Source organism: Salipaludibacillus keqinensis (assembly GCF_003226325.1).
Classification (GTDB): domain Bacteria; phylum Bacillota; class Bacilli; order Bacillales; family Salisediminibacteriaceae; genus Salipaludibacillus; species Salipaludibacillus keqinensis.
This window is the reverse complement of record NZ_PDOD01000003.1, coordinates 121,145-140,043: the sequence shown is the minus strand read 5'-3', so window position 1 is coordinate 140,043 and position 18,899 is coordinate 121,145. Positions and strand designations below refer to the sequence as shown.

Genomic DNA, 18,899 nt, shown 5'->3' with positions numbered 1-18,899 from the left:
CTCCATTGATAAGGGTATTGGAGAAATGACCCAACTACGTTTCCATCTTTATCATCATGGTATTTACATATTTTGATCAACCGTACAAAATAAAAAAATACTCCGTCTAAAATCAGCGCGAAAGTATTTTTCTTCTTCCATACCTTTAAGACCCATCTTCTTTCAATGGATTCATAATATAGAGAATCTATAGTGAGCGTTTTGCTGCGTTTTAATAGCGTGGTGAGAATCATGTTTTAAAATACAATCTTATTCTATTTTTTAGAGATTATCACACAATTTATTCCATCTGTGTAGAAACTCACCAATTGAGGAATCAATTAACGTCTTTAACGTTTTACATCTTACCATATTTTTACGACAATTTGTAGGTATTTTTTACATTTTAGGGTGTATTTTCAGATCAAAGGACATAGTTATTGCAATATACTTTAGATATATATAGGTATTTAGACGTGTTAAAAAGATTTTCCTGACAAATTTCGACAAAATTATTTAAATTCTTTCTAGTCCCTCGAACCATGTAAGCGTTTCATTTTTAAAAGCGTGGGTCATAGTGCTGATTTTTTAAAATAATCCAAACAACTTCTTCTTTTTTACTTGCTTCGGCTGCTCCAACATCACATGCTGATTTCCGATTAAATAATGAGCATTTTCCTGAAAGAAGTAGACGAGATCGTCGCCAAACTCTTCATGTATCACGTCATAAGCATCGGTCATATGAAACGTCCGGTTAGTCGTGTTATGAGCATCTGACGCAACGAAGTGGGTTAAATTCACTTCAATCAAATCGAGCGAAAAGCTTTTAATCTTCTTACCGAATTTCCCAGCAACACTTGCAGCGGTCACTTGCGTTAGCGCGCCGTTTTTCACGAATTCATATAGCATGTCTGGTTTCTTCATAAACACTTGGTTTCGTTCCGGGTGAACAATGACCGGGATCTTTCCCGCTAACTGAAGATCGTACAGTAGTTTATCACTGAATCTAGGTACTTGCGCCGATGGAAACTCCACGAACACATATTTAGAGTGGTTCAACGGTAAAATCTCCCCCCGCTCCAGATCCTCTAAAATTTCTCCATAAAGTCGACACTCTTGACCTGGTAGAACGGTTAAGCCTAGTCCCTTGTCATTAAGAAGGGCATTCGATATTTCTGTCGCTTTCTCAATCGTCCCTTTAGAGTTCATATAGCTGCCATTCTGGTGGTGAGGTGTCGCCACAATCGACGTTATGCCATCAGCGATAGCCGCTTTCGCCATGTTGAGAAAGTCTTCTTCCGTTTGAGCCCCATCATCAAGGCCAGGCAAGATATGACTATGGATATCAATCATTCAGATCATCCTTTCGTTTTGTTCAAACAAAAGAGAGGGGGTTATTTCCCCTCTCCGTAATAGTAATAGTATTGAGAATCCTCCATCTCACGGTCGTTTAACACCGCCCCTAAAAGGTTAGCCTCCACTTTTTTCAACTGCTCGACTGCTTTCTTTGCATGCTCTTCTTCCGTTTTACCGCTACGAACGACAAGGATGACGCCGTCGACGAGACGGGACAATACTTGCGGATCAGTCACGGCATTCACTGGCGGGGCATCGAACACGATATAATCGTATTTTTTCGTAATCGAAGTGACAAATTCTTTCATCGATCTTGAACCGAGAAGTTCACTCGGGTTCGGTGGTACTGGGCCTGATGGCAAGACGTCGAGACGTGGGATCGACGTTTCAAACACGGCATCGTCGAATTTTTCTTGTTGTGTCACCACGTTCGTTAAGCCTACTTGGTTCGGAATTTGGAACGTAAAATGGACCGTTGGTTTACGTAAGTCCGTATCGACTAGTAGGACACGGTTGTGTTGCTGAGCAAGAACGATACCTAAATTGGCAATCGTCGTTGATTTTCCTTCTCCAGGAGACGAAGACGTCACCATAATCGTCTTTAACTGACGATCAACTGCCGCAAATTGAATGTTCGTTCGTAGCGTCCGATACTGCTCGGCAATCGGTGACTTCTTATCAAACTCGGTAATCAGTGCTCGTTGTTTATCTGACAGTTCTTGGTTTTGTTTTTTACGCGCCATAAGTTTCACGTCCTGTTCGTGGTCGTCTTGTATGTGTGATGTCCTTTACGGTCACTTTCGATGCATCAATCGTTGCAATCGAGGCTAGAACAGGAATGCCTAATTTCTGTTCCACATCGTCTTCTGTCTTCACTGTGTTATCTAAGAATTCCAGTAAGAATGCTAAACCTACGCCGGCCATTAAGCCAACAACCATAGCAATCGCCATGTTTAATGTGGGATTCGGACTAACTGGTGATGGAGAATCTGAAAGCTCTGCTGCGGATAAGATTGAAACGTTATCTACATTCATGATGTCCACGATGTCTCGTTGAAACACTTCCCCAACCGCATTGGCAATTTGCACGGCCATCGCTGGATTGTCGTCCTCTACAGAGATCGTTACCACCTGAGAATCGCCTTCTGCTGAGACGTTGATCTGGTTACGCAACGCGCCCATTGAGCGTTCCAAGTTCAATTCTTCTAATGTTGGTTCCAATATTCTCGGAGACGTAATGATGACGTTGTAGGTATTAATGAGGTCTAAGTTTGTTCTTAATTCACCGGAAGTATAGGCTTGACCTTCTTCGGTAGATTGATTGACTAGTAGTTGAGTAGATGATGAGTAGCTTGGGGTTAACATAAAGTAGGAAACCACTGCGGCTAGGGCGACTGCGGCCACTGTAATCGCAATGATCATCTTAATTCTTTTCTTTAACGTTTCGACAATTTCCTTTAAACTAATCGTTTCTTCCATAATTTCCTCCTGTTACATATGTAAAATTTGCTATAAATTTCGACATCAGCTCTTTTATATGCTATACGAATTCCAACTTAAAGTAAATCTTTTGTGGCAAATTCTTTCAATTTTTTTAAAAATGAGATTGCTAACTTCTGTAAATCTGATTATACTAACTTTATAGTGAGACGTTTTAACGCCTGCGTCTAAGTCGTACATTTTTTGTGTCTGTTTCGTTGGAGTGGTGTGGTGACACAATCAGCTTCTATTTTACAGTGGCTAACGAATTCTTTGAGGAACTTGGTGGATCTTCCGAGGGGATATAGTCTATGACTGTGACAGAGCATGAAGATCAAAAAGGCGAAAGAGGGGACATGTTATGAGAAAAGCACTTATTATTATCGGATCAGTATTATTGTTATTTATTGTGGCTGTTGGTGGGTATGGTTTCTATTTATACAAATCGGTTCAATCAACGGTTAATTCAGATATGCACGCGGGACTAGAACGTGAGAAATCAGAAAAGCGCGAATTGGAAGTAGACATGGACGATCGCGAACCTGTGTCGTTCCTGTTGTTAGGGATCGACGCGGAGGATTCCACCTCAGGCCGAACGGACACGATGATGGTTATTACTGTTAATCCAGAAGACGAGTCCATGAGAATGGTTAGTCTTCCTCGTGATACACGCATGGAAATTGTCGGTCGCGGTGTAGAGGATAAAGTGAATCACGCCTACGCATTTGGTGGCGCGGATATGGCTGTCGCCACGGTAGAGAACTACTTTGATATTCCGATTGATTATTTCTTAACGGTTAACATGGAGGGCTTTAAAGACATGGTCGATGCTGTCGGCGGTGTAGCAGTGAACAACAGCTTCTCCTTTAACCAGAGCGGCTATGAATTCAACGAAGGGGAGCTCTTCTTAGACGGAGACGAAGCGTTAGCTTACGCTCGAATGAGACAAGAAGACTCCCGTGGAGACCTTGGTCGTAACGAGCGTCAGCGTCAAATCGTGAACGGGATGATTAGAGAAGGTGCTTCATTAAGCTCGATTACTCGTGCTGAGTCGATTTTGGACGCCATGGGTAGCAACATGTTAACGAACTTAACGTTCGATAAAATGATCAAACTTCAGCAAAATTACGCCGATGCTCGTCACTCTCAAGAAACAATGGAGATGACTGGTGACGGACAGCGTATTGATGGCATTTGGTACTTGATCGTCCCTGACGAAGAACGCAATCGCATCAGCAGTGAGCTTCGCGCTCATTTAGGAGTCGATGGTGGATCTGTTGCAGTGAATGATGAAGATGAGGAAACAGATGAATAAGGATTGATGAGTTGAGCAAGAAGCCTTTGGGGCTTCTTGCTTTTTGTTTTGGTTGGTGTTTCTCATGTAAGTTGGTATTGATGGGAATATTTTGTGTTTGTTTAGCCGAAATACGTGGCTGTCCAGCCCAATTGTCTGTTTGTTCGGCCGAACTAGGCATCTGTCCAGCCAATCCGTCTCTTTGTTCAGCCAAACTATATTGTTGTCCAGCTAAAAACACACTTCCTCTGAAATAGTCATCAAAGATTTCTTATATTCAAACGGATTATTTCGTATATCGATTGGCATAACTACTTGCGACATAAGAATCTGGTTTGATTTTTGGTTCAATGCCCATCGCTTCAATTCTAGCGACCATTTCTCGGACATAATGTCTCGTTTTGTTCCGTTCTCCGCTGCCAATATCGATGTGCCCCTCCATCGTGAAGGTTGCTCCCCTATAGACGTGAGGTAACACAATATTGATCAGCTCGTTTTTTCTATCTTCTGTAAACATCGAAACGATTTCTTCTGTGAGAGTGGTTTCGAAGGAAATTTTTTCGTGTAAATTGGTCATTTGTCTCGGAACAGTGACCTTACGAATACAAGCCCAAGCCCCTTTCCCTTCACGTTGGATGACGATCCCAGTGATAAAACGAGTCCCTTTCACTTTCGGATGAACTTGGCTATCGGTTCCTACCATTAATCGATAATTGCCTTTCGGGTCCTGTTTCATGAATTGGACGATTTTCTCAAAAACTTGACCAAAAGTCATCTGACTTTGTTGTGAATTTTGGAACGTATAGTTCATGACTTGTAAATTTTTCATCATGCTACACCTACATCTTTCCTATCTATACGAAAATGAATGTTGAAATGTTAACGATTCCCACTCTCCATGGCGCCGTTTCAATCCAGTTCGTCTTATTATATGATATTTCCGATATTTTACTACGCTAGTTGCACCTACTCAGCACCACCATTCGTCCTGATCCGCCGGGTCATGCTTGGTAGGTACTACCTCGCTCAACCGCAAGAACCGTCCCTCTGGTTACTATATTTATGACAGATCATAAAAAAGGTGTCCCCGATCAAGGCTGCTTATGTTAACAACCTTTTGGGACACCTTCGTCGTATTATTGAACTGGTTGATGGTCTTCTCCCTGTTCATTCGTTTCTACTTCATATGTTTCTTCTGTTTCATAAGTCTCTTCTTCGTCTGCCTCTTCTTCATGGTCATGTTCGCCTTCACCTTCACCGTGAGAGTGACTTTCGTCCGCGTCAGCGTTATCTTCGCCGTCCGTATCAGAAGCTGAGGCTGTGAAGCCGTGTGTCTCATCTTCCAATTCTAGATGGGCGCGGAGCCTTTGCGATGTTTCTGCAACGGACTCTTCGTCAGCGACATAATAGTAGACTCCGTTTTCGATTACATCTCTGCCGTTGTAGCTTAAAGACTCAATATTATCTAATTCACTAGCATAGGAATGCATCGAAACAATATTGCTGAAGCGCACATTTGTGTTTAAATTGCGGCCAATTGTATCCATTAATGAGTTGAAGTTGGTAATGGAACTGAACGTGGCCATTTCATTTATGACCGATTCGATCACTTCTTTTTGCCGCTCCCCACGTCCAAGGTCTCCCCTTGGATCGGACTTTCTCATCCGCACGTAAGCGAGCGCTTCTTCTCCGTTCAACACTTGTTCTCCTTCGTCAATCGTCAATGTCCCGTAGGTGGCGTTATCTGTTTCCGTAAAGGCCATCGGCGAGTCGACGGTGATGCCGTTTAATTCATCAATGATTTCCATAAAGGCATCGAAATTCAACGAAACAAAGTAGTCTACCGGAATGTCGAGAAACTCCTCAACCGTATCAAGCGTCATATCCACTCCGCCAAAGGCGTGAGCGTGATTGATTTTGTCTTGCTCATACCTGCCAGGGATCGTCACTTTTGAGTCCCGGGGAATGTTCAGCATCTTAATTGATCCTTCGTCAGGATTAAAAGTGACAAGCACCATGGCGTCCGTTCTTCCGTCTAAATCCCCATCTCTCGTATCCAGTCCTAAAAACAGCACGGAGATCGGATCAATGTCGGGATTCACTTCTTCTGCTCTGTATTCAGAGCGCTCTCCCCGATCCAGCTCTTGCTGGGCACTGGATGTGACATTGGCCATTTGGTAAACCATATACCCAACAGCCCCACCCCCTGCCAAAAGGATCAGCAAGAAGCTGACAAGGAGAATTTTAACTATTGAACGTTTTTTGTTTTTTTTATACTCAGTACGGGACGGCGCCATGAAGGACACTCCTTTGTTTTTCGTTAAGCTCTCACTAACAGTGGTGAGAGCTTGAAATCTTATTTTTTTAAATAGAATCAGCTAATTTTAGAATTCGTTCATAAGGTTGAGCAAATCGTAGCATTTACGTGAAGGAAACAGTCTTACGCTGTAAAGGGGAAAAGCCTCCGTAATATCCATCTATTGAACTATTATCTTTTTTGTCCGAAATAAAACCTCAACTGCTAATTTTACTTGATTATTTCTTATTGGTAAAGCCTATTCGCTAAATATTTGCAATTCACGATCAATTTTTACAACTTCTTTTTTTGTAAAGGATGTGAACGTTCGATCTTTTTTTGGATATAAACTCCTAATTCTCCTTGTTTACGCGTATAATTGGTTGTATTGTAAGAGTAGATTGAGAGGAGTGTTGAATCATGCCGAAAGTAAAAAAAGCGATCATCCCAGCCGCAGGCCTTGGAACCCGGTTCCTCCCTGCCACAAAGGCTCAGCCGAAAGAAATGCTTCCCATCGTCGACAAGCCGACGATTCAATACATCGTGGAAGAAGCGATCCATTCCGGAATTGAAGACATCATCATTATTAGTGGTCGCGGCAAGCGAGCGATTGAAGATCACTTTGATAAATCATATGAATTAGAAGAAACTTTATTAAAGAAAGAAAAATTTGCGTTGCTTGAAGAGATCCAGGACATCTCCAACATGGCGAACATCCATTACATCCGTCAAAAGGAACCAAAAGGATTAGGCCATGCCATTGGCTGCGCGAAACACTTCATCGGTGATGAGCCCTTTGCCGTGTTGTTAGGGGACGACATTGTCCAAACAGAAGACAAACCGTGCCTTCGCCAGTTAATTGACGTCTTCGAACGGTACAACTCTTCCGTCGTGGGTGTGCAACCTGTGCCCGATGCCGATGTATCCAAATACGGGATCGTCTCACCGAAATCTTCTGAGATTGAACCAGGCGTGATTCACGTGGCCGACTTAGTGGAGAAACCTTCCGTTGAAGAAGCACCTTCCAATCACGCGATCATGGGGCGTTACGTGCTACGCCCGGAGATTTTCACGATTTTAGACGAGTTAGCACCAGGAGCTGGGAACGAAATTCAATTAACCGACGCCATCAAAAAACTCAATGAAACGCAAGTCGTGTTAGCTTATGAGTTCTCAGGTCATCGATATGATGTAGGGGACAAACTTGGTTTTGTGAAAGCGACAGTCGATTTCGCCTTGCAGCGAGATGACTTGAAAGACGATATGTTCGAATACTTAGCTGAGATTTCTCAAAAGCATTTACAAAAGAAACAGTAGGAGGATCACCATGAAGAAGATAGCCGTTGTAGGAACAGGGTATGTAGGCTTAGTGACAGGGGTGGCTTTATCCGATGTGGGCCACCAAGTGACATGTATTGATATCGATCAAAAGAAAGTGGAACGGATGCAAAAAGGGGTCTCTCCCATTTATGAGCCCGGTCTTGATGAGGTGATGATGCGAAACATCGAAGCTGGACGTCTCCAGTTTACGACGGATCACCACGAAGGTTTTTCAGGAAAAGAAGTGATCTATATCGCCGTGGGAACTCCTGAGCGCGAAGACGGGACGGCGGACCTGCAGTATATTGATCAAGTGGCGAAAGATATTGCCACCCATGTGAAACAAGACGTGGTCGTGGTGACGAAGAGTACCGTGCCTGTTGGGACGAATGATCACATCTTATCGTTGATCCAGGAATACTTGGTTCACGATGTGCGCGTAGAGATTGTGTCTAACCCGGAATTTCTCCGGGAAGGAAGTGCCGTCTATGACGCCTTCAACGGAGACCGCATCGTCGTCGGATCGGACAGCCAGAGGGCTGGTGACGTGATTGAAGAGATCAACAAGCCGTTCGGGATTTATTGCTACCGCACCGACGTTCGCAGCGCGGAAATGATCAAATATGCGTCCAACGCGTTTCTCGCGACGAAGATTAGTTTCATTAATGAAATTGCCAACATTTGCGAAAAAGTCGGGGCAAACATTGAAGACGTGGCCACCGGGATGGGCATGGACGGTCGAATCGGCCACCAATTCTTACGGGCTGGGATTGGCTACGGCGGATCGTGCTTCCCGAAAGATACCAAGGCGTTGACGCAAATTGCTGCCAACATCGACCATAATTTCGAGTTGTTGAATGCAGTTATTCGAGTGAACAATCATCAACATCGCGCGTTAACGGAAAAAGCGAAAAGCGTTCTCGGATCGTTAGAAGGCAAGCGCGTCGCCATGTTAGGCCTCGCCTTCAAACCGAACACCGATGACATGCGAGAGTCCCCAGCAATGGCCATCAGTCAAGAATTGATCCTGGCCGGCGCCACCGTGGTCGCCTACGATCCCATTGCCATGGACAACGCCAAGAACGTCATGCCAGCGGGTGTGTCTTACGTGCAAAACGTGGAGGAAGCCTTGCAAGGTGCCGACGCTGCCTTTATCGTGACCGATTGGAAAGAATTCAAGGCGCTTGATTTAAGCGTGTATGTGGATCAGATGGCTGAAGCCAATGTGTTTGACGGCCGGAACTGCTATGATTTAGACAAAGTGGCGTTAACGAAGCTGAACTACTACTCCATCGGACGTCCTCCTGTTGTTAGAGGGTTGGTTGGGGTGAAGGGGTAACACGGGGCAAGTTCATATGTTACGTGAAACGACCACAAAATTGGTTATCAATTTTGTGGTCGTTTTTTTATATTTGGAGATTTTTTGCGCCCACCTAACGCGGTGATAGCCGGAGATGACCAATTGCTATTATCAAAGAGGGAACTTAACGATGTTCTGTTCCGTAAGCATTAGTAGACTACTTACAAAATACCCATGTATTAGTTCCAAAACAAGAAGGGATGATTCGGTGAAAAAAACAACAGTCGTACCAATTATATCTGGCATCATCATTTTAATCCTGATAGCACTCATTCTTCCCGAACAAAGAGAGATGCTTCATTTTGGCGATGTTACATGGATTTTAATTTATTCTATTTTATTAAGTCTTTTGTATTTCTTATTTGGTATGTTGATTGAGATCAAAAGGGCTATTCAAGTGTTTTCAAAGAAAGTAAAAGTTCATTGGTTACAGTTTAGTTTTGTCGTGGTGTTAATACTATTCGTTTTTGTTCCTCCTCAATACTTGTACACACTGTTCCCTTTCCAATTTTCACTTAATTTTGTTTTAAGAAATGAAATTCAAGTGATTTTGAACGTTCTCGCAGGAATTTTATTTGTACGATCCTTTTATCATGAGAATTGAGTTGGGGGTGGGGGCTATTAATGACCCTAACCATCGTAAAAGCACACTCTGTCATTCGTGACAAAAGTGTGCTTTTACTTTGAGATAAATAAGTTGTCAAAATCAACGTCTTTCATTTTCTCGTTTACGTATTTGGCTTTTGCTGGATCCATCTCTTTCTTGTTCAGAAGATTATTGGTGACTGTCACAAAGAATTTCTCCATTTCTTTTGATTCTTGATCGTGCCTATCAGTTCTTGCGGCCAAGCAAGACTAATGAGTCGGGAAAGTATTTCTTCCGCAATTCTTGGGCAAGACTTCTTACTTCTGAATGGGAGAGTTGGTTTTTTTAACGGGTTCCGTTAACTATCGCAAAACTGGAATTTACTCAGTCATTTACACTCTTAATCGCACCGTAAAATGCGGTGCAATTTGTATACAAGCAATGGTCCAGTTATATGAACTGGACCATTGTTTGTATTTATTTTCAATTGCTCCTTAAACTAACGCTCCCCGTTTAAGTGCACTTTTTCACAATACAAGTTTATTTCTTATATTATTTGGAAATTTAAAACATGCCTTCATAAATAAATTACCCTGTAAAAACATCTCCTTTAGGATATGAAACCAATGGTTTTGAGGATTTCGCCAAAGCAAATGCTAATGTTAGTGGACCAATTCGACCAATGAACATCAGTACTATGATAATTTGTTTTCCTAGTTCAGATAAGTCCCCGGTGAGACCCATTGACAATCCGACTGTACCAAAAGCAGAAAATGCTTCAAATACTATCAACATAAACGGGGCCGCGGGTTCAGAAATGCTTAAAGCTAAGATAGAAATAAATACTACTGTCACACTAATTACCACAATGGCCATGGCTCTATTAACAATTTCATTGCCGATTCTTCGGCTAAAAATAACAGGTTCTTGTTTTCCTTGCAAGTAAGTCATCACGGCTAAGATGATCACAAGAAAAGTCGTTAACTTAACTCCACTACCAGTTGAAGCGCTCCCTGCTCCAATAAACATAAGGAGTAGTGTAAACACAATTGATCCAGGATTCATATCTCCAATTTCAATTGTATTAAAACCTGCCGTTCTTGGAGTAACTGCTTGGAAGTAGGAAGCCCAAATCTGATCTCCTAACGATAATCCACCAAGTGTTAATGGGTTTGTAAACTCTAACAGAAAAATGATGATCACAGCAACAAGATTAACAATAAGTGTACCAACAAGCATTATTTTTGTGTGAAGGGCTAAAAAACGGAATTTCTTAGTCGTCATCACATCATATAAAACTGTAAAGCCAATTCCACCTGTAATAAATAAGAAAGTAATGAGAAGATTAATGACAGGATCTCCTACATATCCTGATAAACTATCTGACCATAAACTGAATCCCGCATTATTAAATGCAGAAATAGAATGAAAAATACTCGTATAGATGCCGAATCCCCAACCATACTCAGGAACCCAACGAAAAGACAGTAAAACGGCGGCAATGAGTTCCATAACCATAGAAAAGATAAATAATATTTTAATTAGTCTTACAACGCCTCCAATGGAATGCTGATTCAATGCTTCTTGTAGGAGAACTCTTTCTTTCAGTCCAATACGTTTTCCCAACACTAGAACGGTCATGATGGCAAAAGTCATCAGCCCTAACCCACCAATTTTAATCAATATCATAATCACTACTTGACCAAAAACGGTAAAATCAGAACCGGTATCTACAACCACTAATCCAGTAACGGTTGTTGCAGAGGTGGCTGTGAATAGGGCATTCATCCAGGTAATAGTCCCTGTTGTACTCCAAGGAAGCATTAGAATTAACGTTCCGAAAATAATGGCTAAACCGAAACCTATAGCTAAAAACTGCGGAGGAGAAAAGGTCCAATTTCTAAATAAATTCATCATCTTCATCTTACATCACCTGGTCTTCAAACCGCTTAATATCATCATTATGACCTATAACGATTAAGAGGTCCCCCCTTGCTATTTTGTATTCGGGCTCAGGAGAGACATTGATCTCTTCTCCATTTTTAATGGCTAGAATGGTAATCCCAAACCGGGCTCTGATATCCAATTCCACGAGTGATTTGCCTTCAAGCTTAGCTGATGCAAACAATTCTACAATACTAAACTCATCTGACAACTCAATGTAGTCAATAACATTTTCGTCTGACAGTTGCTGGGCAATTCTTTTTCCCATATCTGTTTCAGGATGCACAACTTTATCTGCTCCTATTTTTTCAAGAACCTTATGATGGTAGTTATTTTTAGCTTTCACACAGACATTTTCTACACCAATCTCTTTTAATAATAAAGTGGTTAAAATACTTGCTTGAATGTTATCACCAATAGCAACAATCACTTTTTCAAAATTTCTTATACCTAAAGAAGCGAGCACTTTTTCATCTGTTGCATCAGCTACGACAGCATGGGTAGCGATATTCGTGTATTTATTAACTTTTTGCTCATCTGAATCAATGGCAAGTACTTCATTTCCAAGCTTCACAAGTTCTTTGCAAACACTTCCTCCAAATCTTCCTAATCCAATAACTGCAAATTGTTGTTTCTTCGCCACAACCTTCATCTCCTTTTACGCATGAAAAAAAGACCGCCATTAAAGAAGGGTCTCAAACAATAGACCTTTCCCTCGAAAAACGCTTACGAAGTTAGCTGTCGGGTTAGGGAACGAGAGTATCCCTTCTTGTATAAGATTCACCCCTAGGCAATAGTTATGCAAACTTGCCAAAATTGGTTCCTCCGCTTTTGTATAAACAAATTCAGCGATTAAAAGGCATTTCTTTCTTCAATTTTTTGATTGATATTTCATAAAGATAATTTACTCCTGCTACTAAACTCTGTCAATAGTTATTTTATTTCTCTATGCTGGTTGATAGTGAAATAAAAAAACACTTGCTAATTACAGGAATGCTCCCCAATAGTTTAAAAGCAATAGGTAAGACTTTGAAGTTATCTCTATCTTTTATCCTGATCTGTTGGGTCATGCTACCTCTCATTTACTCTGGGTCTCCCGTGTTTTCGTCCCTCGGCATCGATTGTTCGCACAGGATTTTTCCAAGCTAGTTTGAGTCGTGTGTGATACAGGAATACGGATAAGGAATACGAAAGTTTATAGAGGGAGGAATAAGGAATGAAAGCATTAGCTCTTGAAAAAACAGGCGGTCATTTGAAAGTGATGGATGTACCTATTCCCGAACCAGAAGCAGACCAAGTTCTTGTAAAAATTCATTCGGTCGGATTAAACCCGGTCGATTATAAACTGGCAAATAGTCCGTTGCCAGAGTGGGAGTTCCCCCACATTTCAGGCCTTGATGTAGCAGGTGTGGTGGAAAAAACAGGTGAAAACGTGACTGATTGGCATCCCGGCGACAAGGTTTATTACCATGGCAGCCTTGCCCATCAAGGTGGATTCTCAGAATATTCCATCGCCCGTCAAGATGTGCTCGCTCCTCTACCGGAAGGACTGAGCTTTAATGAAGCAGCAGCTCTACCGACTCCTGCATTTACGGCTTACCAGTCACTAAACAGAAAAGTCCCTTCTCGCAAAGGACAGACCATTTTAATTCAGGCTGGCGCCGGTGGTGTTGGAGGATTTGCCATCCAGCTCGCCCTCCTAAAAGGGCTTGATATCATCACCACTTGTTCTCCTGAAAATACGGCCCATGTTAAGAAACTTGGCGCCAACAAAGTAATCGACTATAACACGGAGAACGTGGTTAAAGAAGTGCATAAATACACGGATGGCCGCGGTGTCGACATTGTCATGGACATGGTTGGCGGCCAGGCAGTATCAGATGCGATGGATATGCTCGCATTTAACGGACATCTGGTAAGTGTCGTAGACCTTCCTGATCTGAGCCAGTATGCACCCAAGTCACTCGCCCTCTCCATTCATGAAGTAGCCTTAGGATTTGTATACCGAACCGACGACGAACGGCAAATTGCCGACCTCGGACATATCGCCAAGGAAGTGGGAGAGTTAGCGGCAAATAAACAGCTTGATCCAATGTTAGAAGAGGTCGTCACACTGGAAGCCGTTCCAGAAACCCTTTCAAAAATTAACGAAGGCCACGTGCGCGGCAATATCGTGTGTCAAATAGTGGATTAAAGGTAATGAAAGAGAGTGTCGCTTTTTAGGACACTCTCTGGTTCGTTTATTTCATGATCGTTCGTGAATCATCCTCGTTTTGAGGCTAATTTGACTCTACTCGCATGCATTAGTCTCGTATATCCTCAATTCTCTTTGCTAATTCCTCTTGATTACCTTACTCACATTTTCTTTCTATATTGTCTAGTCTTTAACAACTTTTTTTGGACACCACGGGGATCGAACTAGGTCGCTTTGATCTGTTGGGTGGTGCTAGGCAGGAACTGGTGGGCATCTCAACCGCAAGAACCGTCCCCCTGGTTACCTCTGCTTCTCTTAAACTAAAGCACCGCCGTGTAGCGGTCTAAATTACCATACATCCTTTACAAAACGCCCTTCTTCCTGAAGACCGTCCAGCCATTCCTGAGCTTCTTCTTCATTTCTTTGTCTCATATTCATCAAACACTTTTTCAGCGTTTCCTCTACCTGCGGTGCCATCTTGCTCCCTTCACCGCAAATATAAATATGGCCGCCTTTCTCTTCAATCAGTTCCACAAGCTCTTCTTCCCGTTCTTTTATAATATCCTGCACATAAGTCTTCGGTTTATCTTCCATTCGAGAAAAGGCTTTGTGGACAGTAATGATGCCCTTTGCTTCATATTCTTTTAACTCTTCTTGATATAAGAAATCATGGTTCTCGTTCCGGCTGCCGAAATATAAATGGGCCTCTCCTAAATTCTGGCCTTCTTCGCTTATCGCTTTACGGGCTTGAATAAACCCTCTGAACGGGGCAATCCCCGTACCTGGACCGATCATGATCACCGGTGAAGCTGGGTCTTCAGGTAGCTTAAACGAGCGCTGAGTCCGGAAAAAAACAACGATATCGTCTTCAGGCTGAAGTTCCATCAGATAATTGGAAGTAATCCCTCGGTATTCCCCGCTCCCACTGAAAGCTTTTCCCCTCACGACACTCACTGTAATACTCACTTGATCTTCCTGCACTTTCGGTGAACTTGATATGGAATAATACCTCGGTTTTAAAGGTGGAAGCAAAGCGATAAAACGATCGAAATCCATTTCACACGCCTCATATTGCTCTAGAAAATCAAGCATGGACACCCTTTTATTAACCACGTTATCCTTATAGCTTCCTTCCTCCACAAGTTCCTCCAGCTCTATTTTATGAGGGGGACACGTGGTCGAAGCAGCAAGCTCTTCCAACTGCTCTCTTGAAGCAGGTTCCTGAAGTTCCACACTGTAGCTCAGTAAATCAGAAATGCTTACCGGCTGTCCTGAAGGCAGGTGCGCGGCGCTCCGTCCCTCGGCTTCAATGACTACTTTTTCTGTGCCTTTTAAATGAAACCTTTTTAAAACTCTCTCGATAAGCTGATCGTTATTTTTAGGAATCACCCCCAAGTGGTCCCCTTCGCTGTAAGAGAGCCCTTTAGGCACGGCTATTTCAAGATGCCGGGTGTAGCGGCCACTGTCTTCATGCTGCAATTCCCTGTTTTCCAGCACTTTCGTTTGTTTAGCTAAGTAATTTTGGGAGACGGCCTGTTCAGCAATCCCGCTTACATACGTTAACTTGATTTGGTTTTTCTGATTGAGAAGGTCTTCCGGTACGTCGATATCAAACTTTTCGGTTATGGCGGACCATAAGGCCTCCTGCCACTCTTCAAAAGCCATTTCAAAATCTCCGCTTGCGTCCCCTTCTCCTCGTTCATGAATACGTTCGGCGCCTCTTTTAGCAAGTTCTTTATCAATCAAAGCAGGAACTTTCTGGTAGGTACTTGCCCAGTTTGTGTCACCGCAACCAAACACGGAATAAACGACACCCTCTAGAGAATCTTCCGTTTCGTGAAGCCAGTCCGTAAACGCTTCTGCACTTTCAGGCGGCTTGCCATTATAAGAGGCCGATGCAATCAGAACAACACCTTCTTCCGGCAAGCTTCCTTTAAATTCATTCAATGTAGCCACATTACTTTCAAATCCTTGGAGACGCCCTTTATCAGCTAGTTCTCGAGCAACTCCTTCTGCTGTTCCCATTGCCGACCCGTAAAGAACAAGCAATGGGGTTCCATGGTAGTTTCTTTGCACCTTTTCTTTAAGCTGCTTGCTATTTTCTTCTTTAACTGGATTTTTAAAACCTGGAAGCATAATATCTTTCTTGTCCCGGACTTTTACTTTCATTTTAAAATCGTGAGGTTTAAGAGTCAGCGTTTCTTTGATTTCCAGGTCGTAATCATTATGATTCTCAAACTCGAATTCCCTTAAGATCATCCCAAGGACAAGCGTCGCTTCATGGAGGGCAAACTGCTGGCCAATACAAGCTCTCTGACCGTTCCCGAATGGTTTATAGGCATTTTCAGGAATCTTTGTGGGATCTTCAAATCGTTCCGGCACAAATTCTTCAACGTCTTCTCCCCACGCTTCTTTATCGCGATGAAGTTTAGGAAGAAGGACATTAATCGTATCCCCTTTCTTAATCTCGTATTCTCCCTGTAGAGTTGTATCTTCCTTAGCAAATAGCGAAAATGCCGGTGCCGTCGGCCATAGCCGCAATGTTTCGTCAAGTACCATACGCACATACTTCAATTGACGGACCTGCTGATAACTGGGGTATTCATCTGCCATCACTGTATCCACTTCTTGCCTGGCTTTCTTTAGCTTATCTGGATTTTTAAGCAGATAATAAATGGCAAAGGAAAGCATCCCACTCGTCGTTTCATGCCCTGCGATCAGAAAAGTGATCATCTGATACCGGATATTTTCATCGTCCAGGCCTTCGCCAGTTTGTGGGTCTTTTCCCTCAAGCATTCTCGACAGTAGATCCCCTTTATCCTGGTCCTCTGCGTTTCTACGGTCATCGATCAGCTTATCAACCAATTCATACATCTTGTCTACATTCTCATTAAATTGACTCTTTTTGCGAAGGCTCAGTTTGTTTTGAATGTCCAGACGCTGTAGCTGACTCATGGCCTCGTCTAGAGCGCTAACCATATTATTTATAAACGGATGGTTTTTTTCGCTGTAAAAACTGTTAAAGCGGTAATTAAAGCCGCATAACCCGATCGTATCCAAAGTCAGCCTCGTCATATCTTCAGGAACATTAATCTCCTCGTCATCATTAAGCCTCGACCATTTTTGAATAAGCTGCACTGCAATATCAGTCATTTTGTCATGATAACCTTGCATCGCTCTCTGGCTGAAACTAGGAAGCAAGATATTATGTGCTTTTTTCCAGTTCTCTTCTTCCGTCCAGCTTGTAAACAGTCCGTCGCCGGTAAATTCCCTCACGTTTTCAAGCGGCTTCCAGACGTTTTTATCAAATCGGGACTCATCACATACCTCTTCAACAAACTTATGCCCAGACACATATAACGTATCTCTGCCTGGAAGTTCCATTCTAAAAATCGGGCCGTATGTTTCAGCAAGTTCAACGAATGATTGAACGGGGGCGTCTGAATCAACTTGGCGAAGGTTCATTAAAGGACCGTATGTTTTCGGCTGAGGAATATCCTCTCTTGTTTTTTTCCCTGACATATTCAACACTCCTCTTTTTTATTGCGGAATGAATATTCATTCCGCTTACTATAAACTGATGGCATCCCAGCAGCACTCTTTGAAATGATCCATCAAGGTGTCTGTCTCCTTGATATCTCCACGCTGTATATATTTGCAGCAGCCTATAAATGCACCGAAGACCATGACAATTAGAGCATAGGAAGGAAGAGGCTTTATCAGCTCTTTCTTCTGGCCTTCCGCAATAAATTCATGGTAAATATCCAATAGAGAATAATACATGGCGGTGCTTTTTTCGTTTAGAGCATGGGATTGGCTGTGAGAATCAATAAAGTAGATCGCTTTAAGATTCTTATCAGCAAACTGAACCATTCCTTTAAATAAATGATCAAATTTAATGGGCACATCTTCTTCATCTTCCGGGTAATTTTGGATGATCGTTTCCTTTAGCCTGCCTATGTATTCCTGAAACAGTTCATTAAGCAGTGCCTCTTTATTTGTAAAATACCGGTAGACTGTCCCTGCTCCTACATCCGCAGCTTGAGCAATCATAGGAAGCGTCGTGGCGTCATACCCGCGCTCTGAAAATAATTCAAGTGAAGCCTCGAAAATTTGTTTCCTCTTATCCACCTTCATCTAAGATCTCCACCTTTAAATCCATATAAATTTTCATTGTGTGCAATATTCATCCTGGTAGCCTATCTCTCTATCTTCCAAACCTTTTCTTGTGAAAATAATCCCAAAGTCTTACAAATTCATAGATTTTTGGATAAGGATTTTTCGAGGTTGTTTGAGGCTTCCTTCGACCTCTTGTTTCCTCTTGATTCCTCCCGTTTTCGTCCTGATCCATTGGGTCGTGCTGCGCAGGTGCTACGATTTCCAACCGCAAGAACCTTCCCCCCCTGGTTAAATACAGATTCTTTCTTCTAAAGATGATGTACTAACATCTATTCGTTATTTGGCCTCCCTAAGTAACCACGAGAACCGTCCCCCAGGTTAAAAGGAGGGACAGTAAACTGTCCCTCCTCCTCTTTTCCTTATTCAAATTTTTTCTTCAGAACTTCCTGTGCTTTTTCTCTTAAAAACTCATCAAATTCCTGAGGATTCTCTACTTTTTGTCCAAGGAGTCCCTTCGCAGTGTTAGTATACCTATCGCCTCTTCGTTCAATGGTTACTGCAAAGGGAGTAACTTGGTTACTGGAGCATTCAAACACCACGGTCCCTATCTCGGGAGAAATCATATTACTGGTAGTTTCTTCAACCTTCACGTCTCCAAAATGATAAACCATACTATCCACTCCTTTAAACTTAATAGAAATTGTCTAATAAACCTCTCTTACTCCTAATTCCTTTTTCAAGGATAATAAAACCAGGGGGATGGTTCCTTCGGTCAGCTACCGGTAATTCCAATCCCCCACTTTACCCTTGCAAGCCTTTTAATCCAATACTAGTTACGAATTTGCTAATTTTTTTAATGTTATTTTTTCTTTGATCAATCGGTAAAGCAAGTGTATCCCTTTGGTAAATCCCATTACTAGAAAAAGAGAACCACAAACCGAATCAATCTTATTTCCTCTTGATTGCTCACGT

At 42.4% G+C, this 18,899-nt stretch carries 16 protein-coding genes and 1 riboswitch; of the genes, 5 read left to right on the top strand and 11 right to left on the bottom strand.

Features of this window, described 5'->3' with window-relative positions; genetic code table 11:
• Positions 1-567: 567 nt before the first annotated feature.
• Genes CR194_RS12990 through CR194_RS12980 form a run of 3 tightly spaced genes read right to left on the bottom strand, consistent with a single transcriptional unit; the run spans position 568 to position 2,814 of the window.
• A complete protein-coding gene (locus CR194_RS12990) occupies positions 568-1,332 on the bottom strand; it encodes a tyrosine-protein phosphatase (protein ID WP_110610124.1) in 765 nt (254 codons plus the stop codon).
• Between the two features lie 41 nt (positions 1,333-1,373).
• Positions 1,374-2,078, bottom strand: coding sequence for a CpsD/CapB family tyrosine-protein kinase (locus CR194_RS12985; RefSeq protein WP_110610123.1), 705 nt, complete (start codon positions 2,076-2,078; stop codon positions 1,374-1,376).
• Positions 2,068-2,814, bottom strand: a complete 747-nt coding sequence (locus CR194_RS12980) for a YveK family protein (RefSeq protein WP_110610122.1) — start codon at positions 2,812-2,814, stop codon at positions 2,068-2,070. Before CR194_RS12980 ends, CR194_RS12985 begins: the two co-directional genes overlap by 11 nt.
• 361 nt (positions 2,815-3,175) lie before the next feature.
• Between CR194_RS12980 and CR194_RS12975 the strand changes: the two genes are divergently transcribed.
• Positions 3,176-4,129, top strand: a complete 954-nt coding sequence (locus CR194_RS12975; protein ID WP_110610121.1) for an LCP family glycopolymer transferase — start codon at positions 3,176-3,178, stop codon at positions 4,127-4,129.
• Between the two features lie 265 nt (positions 4,130-4,394).
• Here CR194_RS12975 and CR194_RS12970 read toward each other — a convergent pair whose 3' ends face one another.
• Both CR194_RS12970 and CR194_RS12965 read right to left on the bottom strand, forming a co-directional pair.
• Positions 4,395-4,937 carry a ribonuclease H-like YkuK family protein gene (locus tag CR194_RS12970; RefSeq protein WP_110610120.1) on the bottom strand — a complete coding sequence of 181 codons (543 nt, stop codon included), beginning with the start codon at positions 4,935-4,937 and terminating at the stop codon, positions 4,395-4,397.
• Between the two features lie 307 nt (positions 4,938-5,244).
• Positions 5,245-6,405, bottom strand: coding sequence for an LCP family glycopolymer transferase (locus CR194_RS12965; protein WP_110610119.1), 1,161 nt, complete (start codon positions 6,403-6,405; stop codon positions 5,245-5,247).
• A gap of 419 nt (positions 6,406-6,824) precedes the next feature.
• On the opposite strand from CR194_RS12965, the gene galU reads away from it, so the two are divergent.
• The 3 genes from galU to CR194_RS12950 all read left to right on the top strand — a co-directional run bounded on the left by galU (position 6,825) and on the right by CR194_RS12950 (position 9,688).
• The gene (galU, locus tag CR194_RS12960) at positions 6,825-7,721 is read left to right on the top strand and encodes a UTP--glucose-1-phosphate uridylyltransferase GalU (protein WP_110610118.1); all 897 of its coding nucleotides are present in this window, start codon (positions 6,825-6,827) and stop codon (positions 7,719-7,721) included.
• Positions 7,722-7,731: 10 nt separating this feature from the next.
• The gene (locus tag CR194_RS12955; RefSeq protein WP_110610117.1) at positions 7,732-9,063 is read left to right on the top strand and encodes a UDP-glucose dehydrogenase family protein; all 1,332 of its coding nucleotides are present in this window, start codon (positions 7,732-7,734) and stop codon (positions 9,061-9,063) included.
• A 229-nt stretch (positions 9,064-9,292) separates the two neighbouring features.
• Entirely contained in the window at positions 9,293-9,688 is a 396-nt protein-coding gene (locus tag CR194_RS12950; RefSeq protein WP_110610116.1) for a hypothetical protein, read from the top strand.
• 74 nt (positions 9,689-9,762) lie between these two features.
• On the opposite strand, the gene CR194_RS20295 is transcribed toward CR194_RS12950, so the two are convergent.
• From CR194_RS20295 to CR194_RS12940, 3 genes are all read right to left on the bottom strand, one after another.
• The gene (locus tag CR194_RS20295) at positions 9,763-9,933 is read right to left on the bottom strand and encodes a hypothetical protein (RefSeq protein WP_158282260.1); all 171 of its coding nucleotides are present in this window, start codon (positions 9,931-9,933) and stop codon (positions 9,763-9,765) included.
• Between the two features lie 325 nt (positions 9,934-10,258).
• On the bottom strand, positions 10,259-11,593 hold the full coding sequence (locus CR194_RS12945) for a TrkH family potassium uptake protein (protein ID WP_110610115.1): 1,335 nt from the start codon (positions 11,591-11,593) through the stop codon (positions 10,259-10,261).
• A gap of 1 nt (position 11,594) precedes the next feature.
• Positions 11,595-12,266, bottom strand: a complete 672-nt coding sequence (locus tag CR194_RS12940; protein ID WP_110610114.1) for a potassium channel family protein — start codon at positions 12,264-12,266, stop codon at positions 11,595-11,597.
• A 55-nt stretch (positions 12,267-12,321) separates the two neighbouring features.
• Positions 12,322-12,475, bottom strand: a riboswitch (cyclic di-AMP (ydaO/yuaA leader).
• Between the two features lie 355 nt (positions 12,476-12,830).
• On the opposite strand from CR194_RS12940, the gene CR194_RS12935 reads away from it, so the two are divergent.
• The gene (locus CR194_RS12935) at positions 12,831-13,808 is read left to right on the top strand and encodes a zinc-binding dehydrogenase (RefSeq protein ID WP_110610113.1); all 978 of its coding nucleotides are present in this window, start codon (positions 12,831-12,833) and stop codon (positions 13,806-13,808) included.
• 348 nt (positions 13,809-14,156) lie between these two features.
• Here CR194_RS12935 and CR194_RS12930 read toward each other — a convergent pair whose 3' ends face one another.
• The 3 genes from CR194_RS12930 to CR194_RS12915 form a co-directional block, all read right to left on the bottom strand.
• On the bottom strand, positions 14,157-17,330 hold the full coding sequence (locus CR194_RS12930; RefSeq protein WP_110610112.1) for a bifunctional cytochrome P450/NADPH--P450 reductase: 3,174 nt from the start codon (positions 17,328-17,330) through the stop codon (positions 14,157-14,159).
• A gap of 48 nt (positions 17,331-17,378) precedes the next feature.
• On the bottom strand, positions 17,379-17,945 hold the full coding sequence (locus CR194_RS12925) for a TetR/AcrR family transcriptional regulator (RefSeq protein WP_110610111.1): 567 nt from the start codon (positions 17,943-17,945) through the stop codon (positions 17,379-17,381).
• Between the two features lie 401 nt (positions 17,946-18,346).
• A complete protein-coding gene (locus CR194_RS12915) occupies positions 18,347-18,598 on the bottom strand; it encodes a hypothetical protein (protein WP_110610109.1) in 252 nt (83 codons plus the stop codon).
• Positions 18,599-18,899: the final 301 nt, after the last annotated feature.